This is a genomic window from Solimonas variicoloris DSM 15731 (genome assembly GCF_000382285.1).
Lineage (GTDB): Bacteria > Pseudomonadota > Gammaproteobacteria > Nevskiales > Nevskiaceae > Solimonas > Solimonas variicoloris.
Window position 1 is genome coordinate 437,753 of record NZ_KB907925.1, and the last position, 18,348, is coordinate 456,100.

At 68.2% G+C, this 18,348-nt stretch carries 17 protein-coding genes; 3 read left to right on the top strand and 14 right to left on the bottom strand.

Annotated elements, in window-relative coordinates:
* Window positions 1-47: 47 nt before the first annotated feature.
* The 4 genes from H149_RS0102120 to H149_RS0102135 all read right to left on the bottom strand — a co-directional run bounded on the left by H149_RS0102120 (window position 48) and on the right by H149_RS0102135 (window position 3,598).
* Window positions 48-1,286, bottom strand: a complete 1,239-nt coding sequence (locus tag H149_RS0102120) for an NADH:flavin oxidoreductase (RefSeq protein ID WP_020648079.1) — start codon at window positions 1,284-1,286, stop codon at window positions 48-50.
* An 82-nt stretch (window positions 1,287-1,368) separates the two neighbouring features.
* Window positions 1,369-2,100, bottom strand: coding sequence for a 2OG-Fe dioxygenase family protein (locus H149_RS0102125; RefSeq protein ID WP_020648080.1), 732 nt, complete (start codon window positions 2,098-2,100; stop codon window positions 1,369-1,371).
* 88 nt (window positions 2,101-2,188) lie between these two features.
* The gene (locus H149_RS0102130) at window positions 2,189-2,512 is read right to left on the bottom strand and encodes a 2Fe-2S iron-sulfur cluster-binding protein (RefSeq protein ID WP_020648081.1); all 324 of its coding nucleotides are present in this window, start codon (window positions 2,510-2,512) and stop codon (window positions 2,189-2,191) included.
* A 66-nt stretch (window positions 2,513-2,578) separates the two neighbouring features.
* A complete protein-coding gene (locus H149_RS0102135) occupies window positions 2,579-3,598 on the bottom strand; it encodes a Rieske 2Fe-2S domain-containing protein (protein ID WP_020648082.1) in 1,020 nt (339 codons plus the stop codon).
* Between the two features lie 273 nt (window positions 3,599-3,871).
* On the opposite strand from H149_RS0102135, the gene H149_RS0102140 reads away from it, so the two are divergent.
* Complete coding sequence (locus tag H149_RS0102140) at window positions 3,872-6,868, top strand: parallel beta-helix domain-containing protein (protein ID WP_020648083.1); 2,997 nt, start codon at window positions 3,872-3,874, stop codon at window positions 6,866-6,868.
* Between the two features lie 198 nt (window positions 6,869-7,066).
* Here H149_RS0102140 and H149_RS0102145 read toward each other — a convergent pair whose 3' ends face one another.
* From H149_RS0102145 to H149_RS0102155, 3 genes are all read right to left on the bottom strand, one after another.
* The gene (locus H149_RS0102145; RefSeq protein ID WP_020648084.1) at window positions 7,067-7,975 is read right to left on the bottom strand and encodes a pseudouridine synthase; all 909 of its coding nucleotides are present in this window, start codon (window positions 7,973-7,975) and stop codon (window positions 7,067-7,069) included.
* A gap of 99 nt (window positions 7,976-8,074) precedes the next feature.
* On the bottom strand, window positions 8,075-8,482 hold the full coding sequence (locus H149_RS23030; protein ID WP_154654593.1) for a hypothetical protein: 408 nt from the start codon (window positions 8,480-8,482) through the stop codon (window positions 8,075-8,077).
* Between the two features lie 263 nt (window positions 8,483-8,745).
* On the bottom strand, window positions 8,746-9,192 hold the full coding sequence (locus tag H149_RS0102155) for a DUF2846 domain-containing protein (RefSeq protein ID WP_020648085.1): 447 nt from the start codon (window positions 9,190-9,192) through the stop codon (window positions 8,746-8,748).
* 273 nt (window positions 9,193-9,465) lie between these two features.
* Here H149_RS0102155 and H149_RS0102160 point away from each other — a divergent pair, with 273 nt between their 5' ends.
* On the top strand, window positions 9,466-10,497 hold the full coding sequence (locus H149_RS0102160) for an aldo/keto reductase (protein WP_020648086.1): 1,032 nt from the start codon (window positions 9,466-9,468) through the stop codon (window positions 10,495-10,497).
* 81 nt (window positions 10,498-10,578) lie between these two features.
* Here H149_RS0102160 and H149_RS0102165 read toward each other — a convergent pair whose 3' ends face one another.
* From H149_RS0102165 to H149_RS19400, 7 genes are all read right to left on the bottom strand, one after another.
* Entirely contained in the window at window positions 10,579-11,643 is a 1,065-nt protein-coding gene (locus H149_RS0102165; RefSeq protein ID WP_020648087.1) for a serine hydrolase domain-containing protein, read from the bottom strand.
* A gap of 117 nt (window positions 11,644-11,760) precedes the next feature.
* A complete protein-coding gene (locus H149_RS0102170; RefSeq protein WP_020648088.1) occupies window positions 11,761-12,696 on the bottom strand; it encodes an oxidoreductase in 936 nt (311 codons plus the stop codon).
* 5 nt (window positions 12,697-12,701) lie between these two features.
* Window positions 12,702-13,754: a 4-hydroxy-2-oxovalerate aldolase gene (gene dmpG / locus H149_RS0102175; protein ID WP_020648089.1), complete on the bottom strand. Its 1,053-nt coding sequence runs from the start codon at window positions 13,752-13,754 to the stop codon at window positions 12,702-12,704.
* Between the two features lie 144 nt (window positions 13,755-13,898).
* The gene (locus tag H149_RS0102180; protein WP_020648090.1) at window positions 13,899-14,807 is read right to left on the bottom strand and encodes an acetaldehyde dehydrogenase (acetylating); all 909 of its coding nucleotides are present in this window, start codon (window positions 14,805-14,807) and stop codon (window positions 13,899-13,901) included.
* 7 nt (window positions 14,808-14,814) lie between these two features.
* The gene (locus H149_RS0102185) at window positions 14,815-15,612 is read right to left on the bottom strand and encodes a fumarylacetoacetate hydrolase family protein (protein ID WP_020648091.1); all 798 of its coding nucleotides are present in this window, start codon (window positions 15,610-15,612) and stop codon (window positions 14,815-14,817) included.
* A gap of 4 nt (window positions 15,613-15,616) precedes the next feature.
* On the bottom strand, window positions 15,617-16,468 hold the full coding sequence (locus H149_RS0102190; RefSeq protein WP_020648092.1) for an alpha/beta fold hydrolase: 852 nt from the start codon (window positions 16,466-16,468) through the stop codon (window positions 15,617-15,619).
* Window positions 16,469-16,570: 102 nt separating this feature from the next.
* On the bottom strand, window positions 16,571-17,632 hold the full coding sequence (locus tag H149_RS19400) for an AraC family transcriptional regulator (RefSeq protein WP_020648093.1): 1,062 nt from the start codon (window positions 17,630-17,632) through the stop codon (window positions 16,571-16,573).
* Between the two features lie 63 nt (window positions 17,633-17,695).
* Here H149_RS19400 and H149_RS0102200 point away from each other — a divergent pair, with 63 nt between their 5' ends.
* The gene (locus H149_RS0102200; RefSeq protein WP_020648094.1) at window positions 17,696-18,334 is read left to right on the top strand and encodes a hypothetical protein; all 639 of its coding nucleotides are present in this window, start codon (window positions 17,696-17,698) and stop codon (window positions 18,332-18,334) included.
* Window positions 18,335-18,348 lie beyond the last annotated feature (14 nt).

Below are 18,348 nucleotides of genomic sequence, written 5' to 3' on the forward strand. Positions count from 1 at the left end.
GCCTGCCGCGCTTCGCGCCGACGGCGGATGAACCTTTACAGAGGTTCCTAGGCGGCGGCCGGCGTGTGATTCAGCGTCGCGTCGTTCGGCGCGTGCAGCACGCAGCTGGTGCCGCCCGGCGTGTACATCATCACCACGCAGCGATTGCAGGCGGTGCAGCCGGAGGTGGTGGCGCGGCCGTCGCGGAACTTGTTGACGAGCTCGGCGTCGTGGATCAGCGCGCGGCCCATGACCACGCAGTCGAAACCGTCGGCCATCAGCGCCTCGACGCCGGCCAGCGACTTGGCGCCGCCGAGATAGGCGAGCGGCATCTTCACCGCGGCACGGACCTGACGCGAGTATTCGCGGAAGTACAGCTCGTGGAATTCGATCTTCGGTGCCACCAGCTCCTGCAGGCCGGCGGCGAAGCGCACGATCGGGTTCTCGATCGAGGTCAGCGCTTCCTTCGGCATCGGGCTGCCGAAGATCGCCCACGGCGCCTCGACGTTCATGCCGCCGCTGAGCACCAGCAGATGCGCGCCCTCGCGCTCCAGCACGCGCGCCACGGTCGCCGCGTCGGCGGCGGTGGCGCCCTTCCGGGTGCCTTCGGTGACGCAGATCTTGCAGGTCACCGCCATCTCGTGGCCGACCGCGTCGAGCACGCGGCGCAGCACCATTGCCGGGAAGCGCGCGCGCTGCTCGGCCGGGCCGCCGTAGCCGTCGCGGCGCTTGTTGTACATCGGCGACAGGAACTGGCTCAGCAGGTAGCCGTGGCCCATGTGGATCTCGGCGGCGTCGAAACCGGCTTCGCGCGCCAGCCGCGCCGCCGCGACGAACTCGCCGGCGACGGCGTCCATGTCGGCCTCGGTCATCGCCGTGCGGAACAGCCGCCCGCTGAGCATGCCGGCGGCGTTGAAGCCGCCGGACGCCGACTTCGGATAGCGCGTCGTCAGCTGCGGCAGGAAGGTGAAGGCGCCGCCGTGGGTGATCTGCGCGCAGATCGCCGCGCCCTCGCGATGCACGGCCTCGGTCAGCGCGCGCAGATGCGGCAGGCTCTCGCGGTTCAGCGAGACCTGGTCGACGAAGGTGCGGCCGTCCGGGCTGACCGCGCAGTAGGCGACGGTGGTCATGCCGACGCCGCCGGCGGCGATGCGGCGGTGATGCTCGACCAGCATCTTCGACGGTATGCCGCCCTTGGCCATGCCCTCGTTGGTGGCCGACTTGATGAAGCGGTTGCGCAGCTTCAGCGGGCCGATCCGGGTGCTGGAGAACGGCGAGGGAATGCTGTCGGGGGCGGGCGTGATCATGGCGGCTCCGATGGGGACGGCCGCTACGCTGCCTTGCCGGCGCCGATCCGGCCTCGTCCGGATGGAGCGGGTCGGCGCCGGCTCAGGCCTGGCGGCGGAAGGTCACGACCAGCACGTCGCGGTACGCCGGCTGCGCCGCGTCGAGCGGCTGCACCGGCGTCACGCCGTGGAACACGCGATGGTCGTCGACCAGCACGGCGTCGAGCGGCGCGGTCAGCGTGAAGGCGCCGAGCCGGCGCCCGTCCGGAGCGTGGATCGTGGTCGTGCCGCTGGCGATGTTGTGGCGGCGCACCATCAGCACCAGCACGTAGTCGACGCCGTCGCGGTGCACGCCTTCCGGCGTCGGCTGGCCGTCCATGCCGGCGGCCGCCTCGATGCGGAACTGGTGGACCTCGATATGCCAGCGCGCGACGTCCGGCGCCAGCGCGGCGCACTGCGCGCGGCACCAGGCCAGCACCGCCGGCAGCGTCGAACCGGCGTCGAGCGCCGCGTCGATCGGCTCGAACCAGCGTGCGATACCGCCGTTCAGCGGGTTGTAGTCGCGGCTCTGCCAGTGCGGCTGGTGATGCTCGCGGACGATCGCCTCGGCGCTGCCCGCGTAGACCGCGTAGCGCCGGCGCCGGTAGCGGCCGCCGTCCGCCATGTAGGCGTCGAGCGGCATGCCGTCCCAGCTCGCCGCGAAGGCGTCCCAGTCGGCGAGGGCGCCGTGCGGCGCCAGTGCGGCGTGCAGCTGCGCCGCCGGCAGGAAACGATGACCGTGCTCGCGCAGCGCGGCGAGCAGTTCGGGATCGGCGGAGAAGTGCGGCGAGAGCATGGCGCGTCCACGACCCGGAAGCGGGTCAAGGCCGCGTATTGGACTCCACTTGCGCCGCCGCGGCAATGCGCGGCGGCGGCGCCCGCCGCTAGACCTGCGGCGCGACTTCCACCGTCAGGCCGTCGAGCGTGTCGTCGACCGGAATCTGGCACGACAGCCGCGAACTCGGCCGCAGCTCGACGAAATCGGCCAGCGCTTCGAGCATCGCCGCCTCGTCGGCGCTCCTGGCCGGCAGGCGCGGCGCCCAGGCGGCGTCGATGTAGACATGGCAGGTGCCGCAGGACATCGCGCCGCCGCAGGTGCCGTCGATGCCGAAGCCGGCGTCGCGCAGCGTCTCCATCAGCGGTGCGCCGTTCATTGCCTCGACGTCGCGCTCGGCGCCGTCGCGGTCCTTGACCCGTACAACCGTCATTCGTGACTCCAGAAAAAAGCCCCGGTCTCGGCGACCGGGGCGCTGAAACGTCCGGCGGGGCTCGCGTCAGATCTTGGCGAGCGTCGCGGCGTCGAGGTTGGTGTAGAACTGCCGGAACCACTTGCGGAACTGCAGCACCGGGCCGTCGCCGTCGCAGAGCAGCGGGTTCGGGCGGTACTTCTTGTTGTTCCAGACGATGAAATCGACGCTCTCGAAGCCGGCGCTCTCCTCGCCCTCGGCGGCACCGATCATGTGGTCGATGACCTTCTTCGAGGCCGCCAGCTCCGGCGTGCCGGCCGGGTAGTCGACATGGCGGAAGCTCATGTTCATGCGGCTCTTCTCGGCGCTGATCGGCTGCGTGTACGAGATCATCGTCGCGGTGATGCCGTGCTGGTTGAAGCGCATCACGTTGAGGCCCGGGCCGTAGACGTCGCCGACGATGTAGCCCTTGCCGATGTCGAGCTTCATGCGCGGGCCGTCGTAGGTCGCCTCGACCGGCGGGATCATCGGCGCGCCGTGCAGGAACTTCAGATGCGCGGTGTCGACGCCGTTCTCGGCGATCTCCTGGATGCAGGTGTCGGCCGTCCAGCTGCCGCGGCGCGAGCCGGTGTAGCCGGTCGGATCTTCCATCTCCGGGATGTACGGCAGCTCCCAGGTCGGCTCGGCGCACAGCGGGTGATACCAGGCCCACATCATTCCGTACTTCTCGACCATCGGCAGCGTGCGCAGGATCGCCTGCTTCTTGACGATCGGCGGCGTGACCTTGCCGTACGGGATGTTCTTGCACCAGCCGGCGGTGTCGTATTCCCAGTGATGGAACGGGCAGCGGATGTGCTCGCCGCAGACCTTGCCGCCGTGGCCCATGTGCGCGCCGAGGTGCGGGCAGTACGGATCCGACATGCCGGGCTTGCCGGATTCGGTGCGGAACAGCACCCACTCCTGGCCGAACAGCGTTACGTTGCGCAGCTCGCCGGCCTTCAGGGCGTCGGAGTAGTCGACGAAGAACCAGCCGGTCGGGATCGGGAACGGGCTGCGTTCCAGGCCCTGCGACTCGAGCAAGATCTTGAGATTGATTTGGTCACCCATTGCGGCCCGTCCTCCACGGCGTGCAGTTTGCGGCCCCGGCGTCCTGCCGGGCGTACAGCGAATGGTCGCCCCAAGTTTGCAGGTCGTCTTAGTCCTTTCGGGGGAGAGTGGGAAAGCGGCCCCGGCAGCGCGTCGCGCGACGATTGCGGGTAAGTCCCTAGGCCGAATTTACCGTGGCCGCACGCTAGCCGGGCGGATGCGCTCCCGGCCTATACTCGGACACAAATAATTCACAGAACGCGGCGTCAGCGCGCCGTGGGGAGCGAGGGGACGATGTCGGCGAGCAAGCTGCGCAGGCTGCGCATGATGTGCGTGCTGTTCACGGCGGCCGTGCTGGCCGCGTGCGGCGGCGGTGGCGGCGGCGGCGGGAGCAACGACGGCGGCGGCGATCCGGGCGGCAGTGGCCGCACCTTCAAGATCGCGGCCGGCGAGAACGCCACGCGCGACATGATCGCGGCCATGGTGCAGGCCGCGCCCGGCGACGTCATCGAGTTCGGCAAGGGTTACTACGAGCTGACTTCGTCCTTGCAGCTGACCAACACCGAGGACGTGCTGATCAAGGGTGCCGGCAAGGACGAGACGGTGCTCTCGTTCAAGCACAACAACTCGCCGGAAGGCATCCTCGCCGTCAACGTGCACGGCCTCACCGTGCAGGATCTCACCGTGCTCGATACCGGCGGCAACGGCATCGAGCTGCGCGGCGTCAACCACGGCACGCTGCAGCGCGTGCGCGCGATGTGGTCGTCGGGTGGCGGCCGCGAGAGCGCCGATCCGATCAACGCCACGAACTACGCCAGCCGCATCGCGGTGCCCTGCACCGATCCGGCGACGCAGGATCCGGAAGACCCGCAGAACCGCTTCGGCGACATCAGCTCGCCCGACTACACGGTCAGCAAGAAGTCGGGCCGCTACGGCATCTATCCGGTGGCATCCGAGAACATCCTGATCGAGGAAGCCGAATCGGTCGGCGCCTCGGACGCCGGCATCTACGTCGGCCAGACCAACAACGCGATCATCCGCAAGAGCCGCGCCGCCTACAACGTGTTCGGCTTCGAGATCGAGAACGTGCGCGGCGGCGAATACGACAGCAACCTCGCCGAGTGCAACACCGGCGGCTTCCTGATCTACGACCTCGACAACCTGCGCCAGTACGGTGACCGCTCGCTGATGCACGGCAACACCGCGCGCAACAACAACACCTACAACTTCACCTCGGGCGGCATCGTCGGCAACGTGCCGTCGGGCAGCGGCATGATCACGCTGTCGTACGACCGCATCGACATCTTCAACAACACCTTCGAGAACAACAACACCGCCGGCATCATCCACACCAGCTACGAGCTGTTCCCGGAAGGCATGGGCCGGCCGAGCGAAAAGCGCATCGACTGGTACACGGAAGGCCTGCACATCTACAAGAACACCTTCAAGAACAACGGCAACCACTTGCCGCTGCCGACGCTCAACGACATCACCTCGTTCGACGTCGCCAAGATCCTGCCGGCGATCGTCGGCCTCAAGAACCAGGCGGCCTGCCTCAAGCTCGGCAACATCGGCCAGTGCCTGAGCTCCTCGCTGCTCAACGTGCGCGGCGCGCACATCATCTGGGACGGTCTGCTCGACACCTACGACGCCAGCTGTCCGTATCCGAAGGACGCCAATGGCAACGACGTGCCCAAGGACGAACGCGGCAAGCCGCTGTTCACCAACGAGCACCCGAATCCGTCCTGCCACTACAACAAGTACAAGTTCGACACCAGCAAGACCGGCGCGCCGCGCATCAAGCCGGACTGGTTCTCGTGCATCGATGACGACAACGACTTCAGCGCCGACAGCCTGAAGTACGCGAACTTCCACGGCACCAAGGGCCTCGAACTGCTGATCGAGAGCAAGCTCGACGTGCGCGCGATCCTGCAGTTCGCGTCCGACTTCGATATCACCCCGCACAAGTGCCAGGCGCAGTACGGCAAGAATCTGGAGCCGCTGCCGGCGGTGGTGATCCCGCCGTTCCAGCGCAGCGGCGACTACGATCCGGCGCCGAGCGACGAGCAGGTCGCCAAGCTCTGCAAGGCCAGCGTGCCGTCCGGACAGGTCAACTTCGACGCCGCCAAGGTCAACTGCCCGACGCTCGACCAGTACCACCTGTTCAGCGATGCCGAGGATCCGACCAGCACGCCGAACGGCGGCGGCGTGCCGTACTCGCTGAACAGCAAGCTGTTCTCCGACTATGCGGTGAAGTATCGCGTCGCCTATCTGCCGCCCGGTACCAAGGCGGTCTACCGCGACGCCGCGACCGACGGTGCGAACGCGGTGATCGTGTTCCCCGCCGGCACCATCATCGCCAAGACTTTCTCGTTCGCCGACGAGGCGAACGGCACCGAGACGCCGGTCGAGACGCGCCTGCTGATCAAGCGCACCGACGCCAAGGGGCGCGCGCGCTGGGACGGCGCCGCCTATATCTGGACGACGGAGAACGGCAAGAAGGTCGCCAAGCTTGCGCTCGGCGGCGGCACGGCGAGCGTGCACTGGGATATGACCGACGTCGATTCCGGCATGCGCCATACCGGCGCCACGCAGAGCTATCTGATTCCGCACGCCAACCAGTGCCTCAGTTGCCACTCGCGCGAGGATCAGGAAGCCGGCTCGGCGCCGATCGGATCGAAGGTGCGCTTCATGAACAAGCCCTTCCGCACGGAGTCGACGCGCGTCACCGGCCAGAGCCGGCACGCGGTCGCCGGCGTCAACCAGTTGCAGTACTGGTGCAGCAAGGGCCTGCTCGCCGGCTGCCCGGCCGACCTCGGTGTCAACGAGCAGCAGATCGCCACCAAGCTCGAGCGCTCGCCGGTCTTCAACAAGCCGGGCGACACCGGCTTCGCTGCCAACTCGGCGCAGGACGTCGAGGCGCGCGCGCGCGCCTGGCTCGAGGTCAACTGCCAGCATTGCCACAACGTGCGCGGCTTCGCGGCGAGCACCGGCTTCTATCTCGATGCGCTGCGCAAGGTCGACGTCAGCTACGGCATCTGCAAGCGCCCGACCGCGACCGGCCAGGAGGGCAACGGCGGGCGCACCTACGACATCCATCCGGCGAACGTCGCCGACTCGATCGTCGAATACCGCATCGGCCCGAATGCGACGACGCCGGCCGCGCGCATGCCACCGCTGGGGCGCAGCGTCGTCGACGAGGAAGGTCATGCGCTGATCGCGCAGTGGATCCAGAACGTCACCAAGGCTGACGAGGCGGCCTATCCCGGCTCGACGAGCTGCGCGAACTAGCGCGTCCCGCTCGTTTCGCCTGCTGCAGAACAAAGGCCCGCACCCGCGGGCCTTTGTTCGTTGCGGCGTGACGGGTGTGCGCCGGCAGAGAAACCCGCGTCATGGCGCGGAGCGCGGCGACGAAGCGATCCGGCAGCGCTGCGCCGGGGCGAAATGAACGACGCGGCCGAGCGGCCGCCCGCATCCGCCCGGCGAGGGCTAGTCGCCGGACGAAAGGCGTCGTCCGCTCGTGAACACGTGCCGCCGGCCGCTGAGCGGATCGGTGAACGCCAGCTCCTTGGCCAGCAGCTGCAGCGGCTTCGAGAAATCGCTGCCCGCCGGATCGTCGGTCAGCTGCGGATAGAAGCTGTCGTTGACGATCGGCGCGCCGAGCGCGGCGAGATGCACGCGCAGCTGGTGCTTCTTGCCGGTGACTGGCCGCAGGCGGTAGAGCGCGTGCCCGCCGTGCGGCGTCGCGCTCTCGAAGACGGTTTCGCTGTTCGCCTCGCCGGCGGCTTCGCGCATGCGGAAGAACGGCTCGCCGGCGACCAGGCGCGTGCGACGCGTGAACGGAAAGGCGAGGCCGTCGACGAGCGGCGCGAGCGCCTCGTAGCGCTTGTCGACGCTGCGCGTCGCGAACAGGCGCTGGTAGGCGCCGCGTGTCGCCGCCTGCGCCGAGAATGCGACGAGTCCGGCGGTGCCGCGGTCGATGCGATGCAGCGGCGACAGCTCGGCGAGGCCGAGCTGCTTCTTCAGGCGCACGAGCAGCGTCTGCTGCACGAAGCGGCCGGACGGCAGGACTGGCAGGAAATGCGGTTTGTCGGCGATCAGCAGGTGCTCGTCGCGGTACAGCAGCTCGGCCCCGAACGGAATCTCGGGTTCGGATTCGAGCTCGCGGTAGTACCAGAGCGTCGCCCCGGCGCGGTACGGCGTGTCGGGCGCGACGCGCAGGCCGGCATCGTCGAGCACCAGCCCGCGCGCCATGCGCGAGCGCCATGCACGCTCATCGATCGCCGGGAAGCGTTCGATCAGAAAGGCGAGCGCGCACGGCCAGGCGCCGGCCGGCAGCAGCACGTAGCTCGGGCCGACGCCGTCGCGGACCGGCAGCGGCGCAGGCGGGGACGTCATCACGCGCTGATGATCGCACGCACCGACGAGAAATTGCGTGGCCGGATGATCCCGGCACGGAGCCGTGGCGGGCCACGACCGCTAACCCCAAGGCCTGAATCAGACGCCCTTGTGAATCCAATCCAGCACCGGCTCGGTCCATTCCTTCATCGGCGTGTAGAACGCGCCATGCGACCGGCCCATGGAGATGGATATTTCTTCAAAGGACTGCGGTTTCTCCGGGTGCTGAGCGCGCGGCGCGCAGCGGTTGCCCGCAAGCGTGGCACTGGCTTCGTGGATGGATAGAAGCCGGCCGGTCAAGCGAAGTTGAGGTTCGCCCGGCCGCGGCCAGCATGCGGCAAGCAGTACGAAACGCATCTGTGGTCGACGCAGGAAGCTGGAAACATCAATGGCGATATCTCCGCGCTCGGAGAAGCCGACGACGACGATGTGCCAGGGGCACGCTGCTGCGAAGCGCCGCCTCGGTCCGGGAACCGCCGAGCCCGGCGTACGCATTGACGTCGGCATGGGCTCTGCGCTGAGCGGAAAATCACTGTAGCCCCCTTGCCGGCAAGGGGCTCAAGGATGGCCGGGTAGTCGTACAAGCCAAAGCCCGAATCTGTCGGGCGTGGCCCGAGGTTCTCGACAACCCGGCCATGCAGATAGAGGCGATACGTCGCGGACGGATCGGTCGTCGATGGGAAAGCGGTGACATCTTCCGTGCGAAAGCCGCAGCGGCGACCAGACAGAGCAAGACGGCCGATCAAGCTTTCAGCCGCTCTCCGGAACGCCTAGCGCTGGTTCTGGACCAGCTTGGTCTGGCTGACGCCTTTCTGTCCGGTCGCCGGATCGACGATCTGCAGTTTGCTGCGTGCCGACATGACGCCCATTTTGACCTCCTGCCATACGTAGTAGACCTCGCCGGCCTTGGCGTCGATCTGGACTTCGGAATTGTTCTCGGCGTGCGAGCGGATCGTGTGCGGCCCCGGCGCCAGCAGGGTGTAGACGTAGGTATTGGCGGCGGTCTGGGCGAGCGGTGCGTCGTCGACATAGATGCCCATCTTGATCGCCGCGCCCATGTTCTCGTTGCGATAGATGTAGACGCTCGCCTGGTCGGCGACCGGTGCGAACTGCTTTGCGGTCTGATCGGCGGTCGCAGGCGCCATCGGGACGGAGGCGCAGGCGGCCAGACACAGTGCGGCTGCGACGGCGGCAAAGCCGCCAATAGGCTTGATCATTCGTTTCCCCTTCAGGTGATGCAGCTGGATGGCAGGCCCCCCGGCCTGCCTGACTCGACTATAGCGGGCCGTTCCGCTTGCGATGTGCGGCGTGTCACTCGATGGACGGCGTCGCAGACCTGACGATTCGGTCGGTTGCGGAGCAGACCCGGTGCGAGCGCCGGGCGCGCCCGGAACGCGGCGGCGGCTCGTGTAAACTCGCCGGTGTTACCGCTCGGTACGGGCCGGGCCGGCATCCCCCGAAATCCCCCAAACGCAAAGAAGGAAAGGATCATGGAATACAGACAACTCGGCCGTTCCGGACTGAAGGTGCCGGTGCTCAGTCTCGGCACCGGCACGTTCGGCGGCGTCGGCGAGATGTTCAGCAAGTGGGGCGCGACCGACGTCAAGGAAGCGAGCCGTCTGGTCGACGTCTGCCTGGAGTCCGGGCTCAACTTCTTCGACACCGCCGACGTCTATTCGCGCGGCGCCTCCGAGGAGATCCTCGGCCAGGCGCTCAAGGGGCGCCGCGAGCGCGTGCTGATCTCGACCAAGGCGACGTTCACGATGGGCGCTGGTCCGAACGACAAGGGCTCGTCGCGCCATCATCTGATCCGCGCCTGCGAGGCCAGCCTCAAGCGCCTCGGCACCGATTACATCGACCTCTACTTCATGCACGGCTTCGACGCGCTGACGCCGGTCGAGGAAACGCTGTCGACGCTCGAGGGCCTGGTGCGCGCCGGCAAGATCCGCTACTTCGGCTGCTCGAACTTCTCCGGCTGGCAGGTGATGAAGTCGCTGGCCGCGTCGGACCGCCACGGCTGGTCACGCCACGTCGCCTATCAGGGCTATTACTCGCTGCTCGGCCGCGACTACGAGTGGGAGCTGATGCCGCTCGCGCTCGACCAGGGTCTCGGCACGATGGTCTGGAGCCCGCTCGGCTGGGGCCGCCTGACCGGCAAGCTGCGCCGCGGCCAGCCGCCGCAGGCGGGTCGCATCGCGCAGGGTGGCGAGGCCGGCGGCCCGCCGGTCGCCGACGAAGATCTGTATCGCGTCGTCGACGTGCTCGACGAACTCGCCGCCGAGACCGGCAAGACGGTCGCGCAGGTCGCGCTGAACTGGCTGCTGCAGCGGCCGAGCGTCGCCAATCTGGTGATCGGCGCGCGCAACGAGGAGCAGCTCAAGCAGAACCTCGGCGCGGTCGGCTGGCAGCTCACGGGCGAGCAGGTCGGCCGCCTCGACGCCGTCAGCCGCCGCACGCCGATCTATCCGTACTGGCACCAGATGGGCTTCGACGAGCGCAATCCGAAGCCGACGCGCTGGTAAGCGCGCACACGCCTGGCGCAGCGCACGCCGTCCGCGGACATCGCCGCGGACGGCGTTTTTTGCGCCCGCGTGGCGCGCGCCTCAGGGCTGCGGCGGATTGAGCTGGGCGAGGATGTCGGGGCGCGCGGCGTTCCACATCGCCACGCCGTTGTCGGTGGTGCTGTTGAGCAGCACGACGGCGGTGTAGCGCTGGTCGAAGTCGAGCCACGGCGTGGCGCCGAGCAGGCCCGGATCGCTGAGTTCGGGGCCGGCGCTGCCCGGGTGCTGGGCGGCATCCGAAATCCACCAGCCGAAGCTGTAGCCGTGCAGGCCGCTGCCGTCCGGCACCGGCGTGTAGTAGACCGGCAGGCCTTCGATCTGGCTGGTCTTCGCCGTCTCGACCTGCGCGGCGCTGACGATCGCCGTGCCGCCGACCGAGCCGCCATTCAGATACAGCTGCGCGAACTTCAGGTAATCCGTGGCGCTGGCGACGGCACCGCCGCCGATGCGCGGATTCTGCGTGTCGCCGTAGCTGAAGGTGCTCATGCCGAGCGGGCCGGCGAGGCGTTCCTGGACCAGCGTCTGCCAGGACTTGCCGCTGACGTGCGTGGCCACGAAACCGGCGACCTGATAGCCGGCGCCGCTGTAGCCGAAGCGGTTGCCGGGCAGCGAGTTCAGCGTCGTGTCGGCGATCTCCTGCGTGCAGGCCTGCAGCGTCGTGTTGTCGTCGTCCATGCACGGCGAGCTGAACGGCAGGCCCGAGGTGTGGTTCAGCAGCATGCGCAGCGTGATGTCGCGCTTGGCGAGCGGCCAGGCGATGACATCGCCGAGATAGTCGGCGACCGGCGTGTCGAGATCGAGGAGGCCATCCTTGACCAGCGACAGGATCACGGTCGCCGACGGCGCCTTGCTCGCCGAGGCGATCGGGATCACCGCATCGGCCGCCATGTCGCCGCCGGCGCGGGTGTAGCGCAGGTGGCCACCGACGGCGAGCGCGAAGCTGTAGCCGCTGACCTTGCCCTCGCTGCTGCCGACGAAGCCGTCGAGCGTCGTCGCCAGCGACGACCAGTCGTAGGCGGGCGCCGATTCGCCATCACCGCCGCCGCAGGCGCCGAGCAGCAGCGCAGAGGCGAGGGAAACGGCGGGCAGCAGAGTCTTGACGCGCATGAGGCGGATCCTTCCGAAGGGCGGGCGCGCGACTCTAGCGGAGGCTGGCTGAACGCAAACCGTCGCACGCCCTGCCCGGACCGCGGCAAACGTGCAAGAACCCGGGAAGACGGCGCCTTACGGCGGGTAGCGAACCCCGGTCAGCGCTTCGGAGACGGTCCAGAGCCGGTCCTGCGCGGCGGGGTCCTGCGCGTGCCGGGCCGGCTGCACGCGGACCGGCGCGCCGCGCAGCTCGCCCAGGCCGCGCGGACCGTAGAAGCCGCCGCCGCTCGCGTGCGGATCGGTCGCCGCGTAGAGCAGCGGCAGCGCCCCGTCGGCCGCGGACTGGCCGCCCCAGCGCATCACGGCGCGATACAGCAGCACCTCGACGCGATCGCGCCAGCGCCGGCTCGGTTCGGTCATGCGCGCTTCGCCGATCGCCGTGCGGGCGACGCCGGGATGCGCGGCGAGGCTGGCCAGCGGCCAGCCGGCGGCGAGCGCGCGGCGCTGCAGCGCCAGCGCGTACATCAGGCAGGCGAGCTTGGTCTGCCCGTAGGCGCGCTGCCCTTCGTAGTGGCGCTCGGCCTGCAGATCGTCGAAGTCGATCGCCGCGTGGCGATGGACGATGCTCGACACGCTGACGACGCGCGCCTGCCGGCTGCGCAGCAGCGCCGGCAGCAGCAGGCCGGTCAGCGCGTAATGGCCGAGATGGCTGACGCCGAACTTCAGTTCGAAGCCGTCGCGCGTGGTGGCGCGGTCGAGGCGCGGCAGCAGCCCGGCGTTGTTGACGAGGATGTCGAGCGGCTGCGCCTCCGCGACGAGGTCGGCGGCGAAGCTTCGCACCGACGCCAGATCGCCGAGATCGAGCGCCGCGAAGCGGGCGCGGCCGCCGCCGGTCGCGAGCTGCCGCGCGGCGGCTTCGCCGCCGGCGACGTTGCGGTCGGCGATCAGCACCTCGGCACCGGCCGCGGCGAGTGCGCGCGCGACCTCGAAGCCGAGCCCCGCGGCGCCGCCGGTGACGAGCGCGCGGCGGCCGGGCAGCGGCGGGATGTCCGCGGTCGACCAGCCGGCCATGTGCTTCAGGCCGCGCTGGCCGTCTTCAGCAAGCCGCGCTCGCGCGCCATGGTGATGGCGGTGTCCTCGATCATGTCTTCCTGGCCGCCGACCATCTTCTGGCGGCCGAGCTCGAGCAGGATCTCGCGCGCCGGCACGCCGTACTTGGCTTCGGCGCGTTTGGCGAATAGCAGGAAGCTCGAATAGACGCCGGCGTAGCCGAGCGTCAGCGAGTTGCGGTCGATGCGCACCGGGAAGTCCATGATCGGCGTAACCAGGTCCTCGGCGACGTCGCTGACCTTGAACACGTCGACGCCGGTCTCGATGCCCATGCGGTTGCACACGGCCACGAACACTTCCATCGGCGTGTTGCCGGCGCCGGCGCCCATGCCGCCGCAGGCGCAGTCGATGCGCCGCGCGCCGGCGGCGACCGCGGCGATCGAGTTGGCGACGCCCATCGACAGGTTGTGGTGGCCGTGGAAACCGATCTCGGTCTCGGGCTTCAGCGCTTCGCGCAGCGCGCCGATGCGCGCCGTGACGTCGTCCGGCAGCATGTAGCCGGCCGAGTCGGTCGCGTAGATGCAGTTTGCGCCGTAGCTTTCCATCAGCCTGGCCTGCTCGATGAGCTGCGCCGGCTCGATCATGTGCGCCATCATCAGGAAGCCGACGGTGTCGAGGCCCATCTTGCGGCCGAGGCTGATGTGCTGCTCGGAGACGTCGGCTTCCGTGCAGTGCGTGGCGACGCGGATCGTCGGCACGCCGCAGTCCGCCGCCATCTTCAGGTGATCGACCGTGCCGATGCCCGGCAGCAGCAGGGCACTGACTTTCGCCTGCTTGAGCAGCGGAATCACCGCGCGCAGGTATTCCTCGTCGCTCGCCGCCGGGAAGCCGTAGTTGACCGACGCGCCGCCCAGGCCGTCGCCGTGCGTGACCTCGATCAGCGGCACGCCCGCTTCGTCGAGACCCTTGGCGATGGTCTTCATCTGCTCGATCGTGATCTGGTGCCGCTTCGGGTGCATGCCGTCGCGCAGCGACATGTCGTGCACCTTGATGCTGATGCCCTTGATATTCTGGCTCATTGCAAAAAACTCCTTCGTCTTGCTCCCCTCTCCCGCCTGCGGCAGAGGGGTTGGGGGAAAGGGCCGCGCGTCGGCGCGGAAGCTCGCCGGCTGCGCTGGCGCTCTCTCCCTGACCCTCTCCCGCAAGCGGGAGAGGGAATGGGTTCAGGCCGCTTCGAGCGTCAGCCGCCCGGAGAGGATTTCCTCGGCGAACATCTCGGCGGTGCGCGTCGCGCTCGCGGTCATGATGTCGAGATTGCCGGCGTACTTCGGCAGGAAGTCGCCGAGTCCTTCGACCTGCATGAAGCTGGTCACGCGATGGCCGTCGAACACCGGGCCGTTGACGAGGCGGTAGCCCGGCACGTACTTCTGCACTTCGGCGACCATGTCGCGCACCGAAGCTTCGATTTCCTTCTGCTTCGGCTCGTCGACCGTCAGGCAGTGGATGGTGTCGCGCATGATCAGCGGCGGGTCGGCCGGGTTGATGACGATGATCGCCTTGCCCTGATCGGCGCCGCCGATCTTGGCGACCGCGCCGGCCGTGGTGCGCGTGAACTCGTCGATGTTCTTGCGCGTGCCGGGGCCGACCGACTTGCTCGACACCGTGGCGATGATCTCGGCGTACTTCACCTTCTGCACGCGCGACACGGCATAGACCATCGGGATCGTCGCCTGGCCACCGCAGGTGACCATGTTGACGTTCATCTCGCGCTTGCCGGCGTGCTCCTTGAGATTGATCGGCGGCACGCAGTACGGGCCGATCGCCGCCGGCGTGAGATCGATCATCATCACACCGAGCGCGTTGAGCTTGTCGGAGTTGTCCTTGTGCACGTAGGCGCTGGTCGCGTCGAAGGCGATCTGCACGCCGTCGGCCTTGACGTGCGGCACCAGGCCGTCAACGCCCTTGTCGGTCGTCTTCAGGCCGTACTCACGCGCCCGCGCCAGACCTTCCGAGCTCGGGTCGACGCCGACCATCCACACCGGTTCGAGCACCTTCGAGCGGCGCAGCTTGTAGAGCAGATCGGTGCCGATGTTGCCGGGACCGATGATGGCGCATTTGATTTTCTGTGACATCGCGATGCTAAGCCTCGAAGCCGATAGCCGCTTCGCCGATGCCGGCGAGCGTCAGGTGGAAACGGTCGCCCGGCACCGCCGGCAGCAGCGGCGCCAGCGAACCGGACAGGATGATTTCGCCCTTCAGGAAGGGAATGCCGTAGCGGCCGAGCGTGTTGGCGAGCCAGGCGACTGCGGTCGCCGGATGGCCCTGCACGGCGGCGCCGGTGCCGGACGCGGCGTGCGCGCCGTTCTTGGTGATGTCCATCTTCACCGCGGCGAGATCGAGCGCGTGCGGCCGGACGCGATCATCGCCGACCACGAACACGCCGCAGGAGGCGTTGTCGGCGACGGTGTCCTGGATCCGGATCTTCCAGTCGTCGATGCGCGAATCGACGATCTCGAAGCAGGGCAGCACGTAGTCGGTCGCGTCGAGCACCTGATCCTCGGTAACGCCCGGCCCCTTGAGATCCTTCTTCAGCACGAAGGCGATCTCGCCCTCGGCGCGCGGCTGGATCAGGCCGGCAGCGGCGATGCCGACGACGGCGCCGTTGTTCACCTGCATGCGGTCGGTCAGAAAGCCGAAGTCCGGCTGGTGCACGCCGAGCATGTCCTGCACCGGCTTGCTGGTGACGCCGATCTTTTTGCCGATCAGCTTCTCGCCGTCAGCGAGGCGGCGGTGCAGGAAGTGCAGCGAGATGTTGTAGGCGTCGTCGATGTCGATGCCATCGACGCGTCCCGACAGCGGCGCGATCGTGCGGCGCGCGCGCAGTGCGGTATACAGCTCGTCGCCGAGCGCGACGATGGATGTCTGGGGCAGGGCCATCGCGTCAGCCGTTCCGCAGGAAGTCGGCGACCATGCGATTGAAGAACTCGCGATGCTCGACCATCACCCAGTGCCCGCAGTTCGGCACCGTGATCATGCGCAGATTGGGAATGCCCTTGGCGAGCTTGAGGATGCCGGTCTCCGGCATCATCTTCTCGTTGATGCCCCAGAAGGCGAGCGCCGGGCAGCGGATTTCGCCGAGGCGCGCCGTCATGTTCGGCACCTTCATCGTCTTGACGACCTGCGGGTTCTGCAGGCGCATCAGCGCGTGGCGCTCGGCGACCAGCGCATCGTCGATCAGCGACTTGTCGTGGACCAGCGCGTTTTCCATGAAGTAGCGCAGGCGTTCCGACGTCACCGGTTCCGCCGACATGAACACTTCCTTCATGAACGCCATCGCCGGCATCTTGAAGTAGTCCGGCTGGTCCTCGACGCCGCCCGGCGCCATCAGCACCAGCTTCTCGACCTGCTGCGGATAGTCGAGCGCGTAGCCGAGCGCGATCGCGCCGCCCAGCGAGTTGCCGATCAGCGTGCATTTCGCGATGCCGATCTGATCGAGCGTCTGCTTCACGCACTCGATGAAGAACGACAGCGGGTACTCGACGTCGTCCGGCTTGTCCGAATAGCCGTAGCCGATCAGGTCCGGCAGGATCACGCGGTACCCGGCGGCGACCAGCTCCCGATAGTTGCCCTTGAAGTTCGAGTAACCGCAGGCGCCGGAGCCGGAGCCGTGCAGGAACACGACGACCGGACCCTGTCCTTCGTCGAGATAGTGGATGCGATAGCCGTTCGGCAGCTGCGCGTACCGGCCTTCGGGAACCGGCTTGCTGGGAGTGTTTTGCGCGGGGGCGTTCATCGTCCTGGCCTTGGCGGCACGTGTGGCCGGCATGGTCCCGCATGCGAGGCCCCGCACTCTTCGTCCTTTTGGGTGATCGGCCGGCGCCTGCGGCCGCGATGGCTATCCGCCGTGCGCCGGCCCGGCGAAATGCCGTTGCCGGTATTCGCCCGGAGGCAGGCCGAGCCAGCTCTTGAATGCGGCGGTGAAGGAGCTTTGCTCGCCGTAGCCCAGCAGCAGCGTGATTTCGGACAGGCCCAGATCCGGCTGGGCGAGGTAGTGCAGTGCCAGTTCGCGACGCACCTGCACGAGCAGATCGCCGAACGACACGTGCTCGGCCTGCAGACGGCGGCGCAGGCTGCGCTCGCTCAGGTCCAGCGCCTGCGCGACCTCCGAAGCCGTCGGCGCCCGCTGCGGCAGGCGCTGGCGGATGGCCACGACCACGCGCGGCGTCAGTTGCGCGCCGTGAATCTGCTGCAGCTGTTCGCGCGCCCTTTGCTCCATCAGCAGGCGCAATTGCGCGTCGTGCTGGACCAGCGGCGTCGCCAGCAGGGCGATGTCGAAGCTCAGGGCGTTGTCTTCGGCATTGAAGCGCACCGGGCAGCCGAACAGGCGCTCGTACTCGTTCCCGCCGGTCGGCCGCCGGTGCTGGAAGCAGGCTTCGCGGATCTCGCCGCGGATGCCGGTGATCCAGCGCCCGAAGCTGAGCCAGCCGGCGACGATCGCTTCGTTGACCGGGCGCATGCGCTCGCCGTCCGGCATGCCGGAGCGCCAGGCCAGCCGCACCCGTCCGCCGCTGGTGCTCACCACCGTGCTGCCGCCGTCGTAGACCAGGCTTTCGTAGCGCGGGATCAAGGCCACCGCTTCGCCGAGCGTGTTGCAGCTCATGGCCGCGTAGCCCAGCGCGCTGAAGGTGCGCGGCCGCACCTGCATGCCCATGTGCAGGCCGATCAGGTCGTCGCCGCCGGCGTGGCGCGCGAGGTCGAACAAACGCAGCAGACCGTTGAGGTCGAGACGCCAGGCGGGATCGTCGAGATGCCGCATTTCGATGCCGGCTTCGGTCGCAAGCCGGCTGCGCTCGACGCCGCGCGCCGTGGCCGTATCGAGCAGCGCCTGGACATAAGCCGCCGATACCGAGCCGAGCACCGACTGGCCGTTGTGCCTAAGGATCTGGCCGGCCGTCATTACCGCAGCTTGGCGTGGCGACGGAAAAATACCGCGCATCTATTTTTGTTCTCCCCGGTCCTCATGATATCCGCCGAATCCGCTGCGCGCGCGCTGGGTCTCCTGCGCGATCCGACGCACTTCAAGTGGTACGTCATCCCCCTGCTGCTGATCGTCGTGTATGTCTACGCGGAGCAGGTTCGTGCGCGCCGGTGGCCGGTCGTGCTCGGCGGTCTGGCGTTCTGGTTCATGGACTGGATCAACGAAATCTGGAACGGCCTGGTCTTTCATTTCACGCAGTACGCGCCGGTCTGGGGCGCGCCCGGCGACACGGCCTACCTGATCCTGATCGGCCTCAACGTCGAGATCTGCCTGATGTTCGCGGTCATGGGCGTGAGCTCGCTGCTGCTGCTGCCGGCCGACCCGCGGCTCAGGATTCTCGGCATCAACAACCGGCTGTTCTTCGCCGCGCTGAATTCGGCGCTGGCGGTGGCGGTCGAGTGCTGGCTCAACGCCATCGGGGCGCTCACCTGGGAATACCGTTACTGGAATCGCGGCTTTCCCTATCTCGTATTCGTCATCGGCTATCTGCCGTTCTTCCTGGTGGCCTACTGGGTCCACGACCTGCCGGATACGCGCCAGCAGCTCAAGGCGGTCGGTGCGCTCGGCGGCGTGGTCGCGGCGAGCCTGTTGCTGTTCGGCTGTCTGCTGGGCTGGCTGTGATGCGGAGCTTGTCG

Excerpts from the sequence above, each read along its gene's own strand:
- H149_RS0102120 (WP_020648079.1), bottom strand. The coding sequence starts at position 1,286 with ATGATCACGCCCGCCCCCGACAGCATTCCCTCGCCGTTCTCCAGCACC.
- H149_RS0102125 (WP_020648080.1), bottom strand. The coding sequence starts at position 2,100 with ATGCTCTCGCCGCACTTCTCCGCCGATCCCGAACTGCTCGCCGCGCTG.
- H149_RS0102130 (WP_020648081.1), bottom strand. The coding sequence starts at position 2,512 with ATGACGGTTGTACGGGTCAAGGACCGCGACGGCGCCGAGCGCGACGTC.
- H149_RS0102135 (WP_020648082.1), bottom strand. The coding sequence starts at position 3,598 with ATGGGTGACCAAATCAATCTCAAGATCTTGCTCGAGTCGCAGGGCCTG.
- H149_RS0102140 (WP_020648083.1), top strand. The coding sequence starts at position 3,872 with ATGTCGGCGAGCAAGCTGCGCAGGCTGCGCATGATGTGCGTGCTGTTC.
- H149_RS0102145 (WP_020648084.1), bottom strand. The coding sequence starts at position 7,975 with ATGACGTCCCCGCCTGCGCCGCTGCCGGTCCGCGACGGCGTCGGCCCG.
- H149_RS23030 (WP_154654593.1), bottom strand. The coding sequence starts at position 8,482 with ATGCCGACGTCAATGCGTACGCCGGGCTCGGCGGTTCCCGGACCGAGG.
- H149_RS0102155 (WP_020648085.1), bottom strand. The coding sequence starts at position 9,192 with ATGATCAAGCCTATTGGCGGCTTTGCCGCCGTCGCAGCCGCACTGTGT.
- H149_RS0102160 (WP_020648086.1), top strand. The coding sequence starts at position 9,466 with ATGGAATACAGACAACTCGGCCGTTCCGGACTGAAGGTGCCGGTGCTC.
- H149_RS0102165 (WP_020648087.1), bottom strand. The coding sequence starts at position 11,643 with ATGCGCGTCAAGACTCTGCTGCCCGCCGTTTCCCTCGCCTCTGCGCTG.
- H149_RS0102170 (WP_020648088.1), bottom strand. The coding sequence starts at position 12,696 with ATGGCCGGCTGGTCGACCGCGGACATCCCGCCGCTGCCCGGCCGCCGC.
- dmpG (WP_020648089.1), bottom strand. The coding sequence starts at position 13,754 with ATGAGCCAGAATATCAAGGGCATCAGCATCAAGGTGCACGACATGTCG.
- H149_RS0102180 (WP_020648090.1), bottom strand. The coding sequence starts at position 14,807 with ATGTCACAGAAAATCAAATGCGCCATCATCGGTCCCGGCAACATCGGC.
- H149_RS0102185 (WP_020648091.1), bottom strand. The coding sequence starts at position 15,612 with ATGGCCCTGCCCCAGACATCCATCGTCGCGCTCGGCGACGAGCTGTAT.
- H149_RS0102190 (WP_020648092.1), bottom strand. The coding sequence starts at position 16,468 with ATGAACGCCCCCGCGCAAAACACTCCCAGCAAGCCGGTTCCCGAAGGC.
- H149_RS19400 (WP_020648093.1), bottom strand. The coding sequence starts at position 17,632 with ATGACGGCCGGCCAGATCCTTAGGCACAACGGCCAGTCGGTGCTCGGC.
- H149_RS0102200 (WP_020648094.1), top strand. The coding sequence starts at position 17,696 with ATGATATCCGCCGAATCCGCTGCGCGCGCGCTGGGTCTCCTGCGCGAT.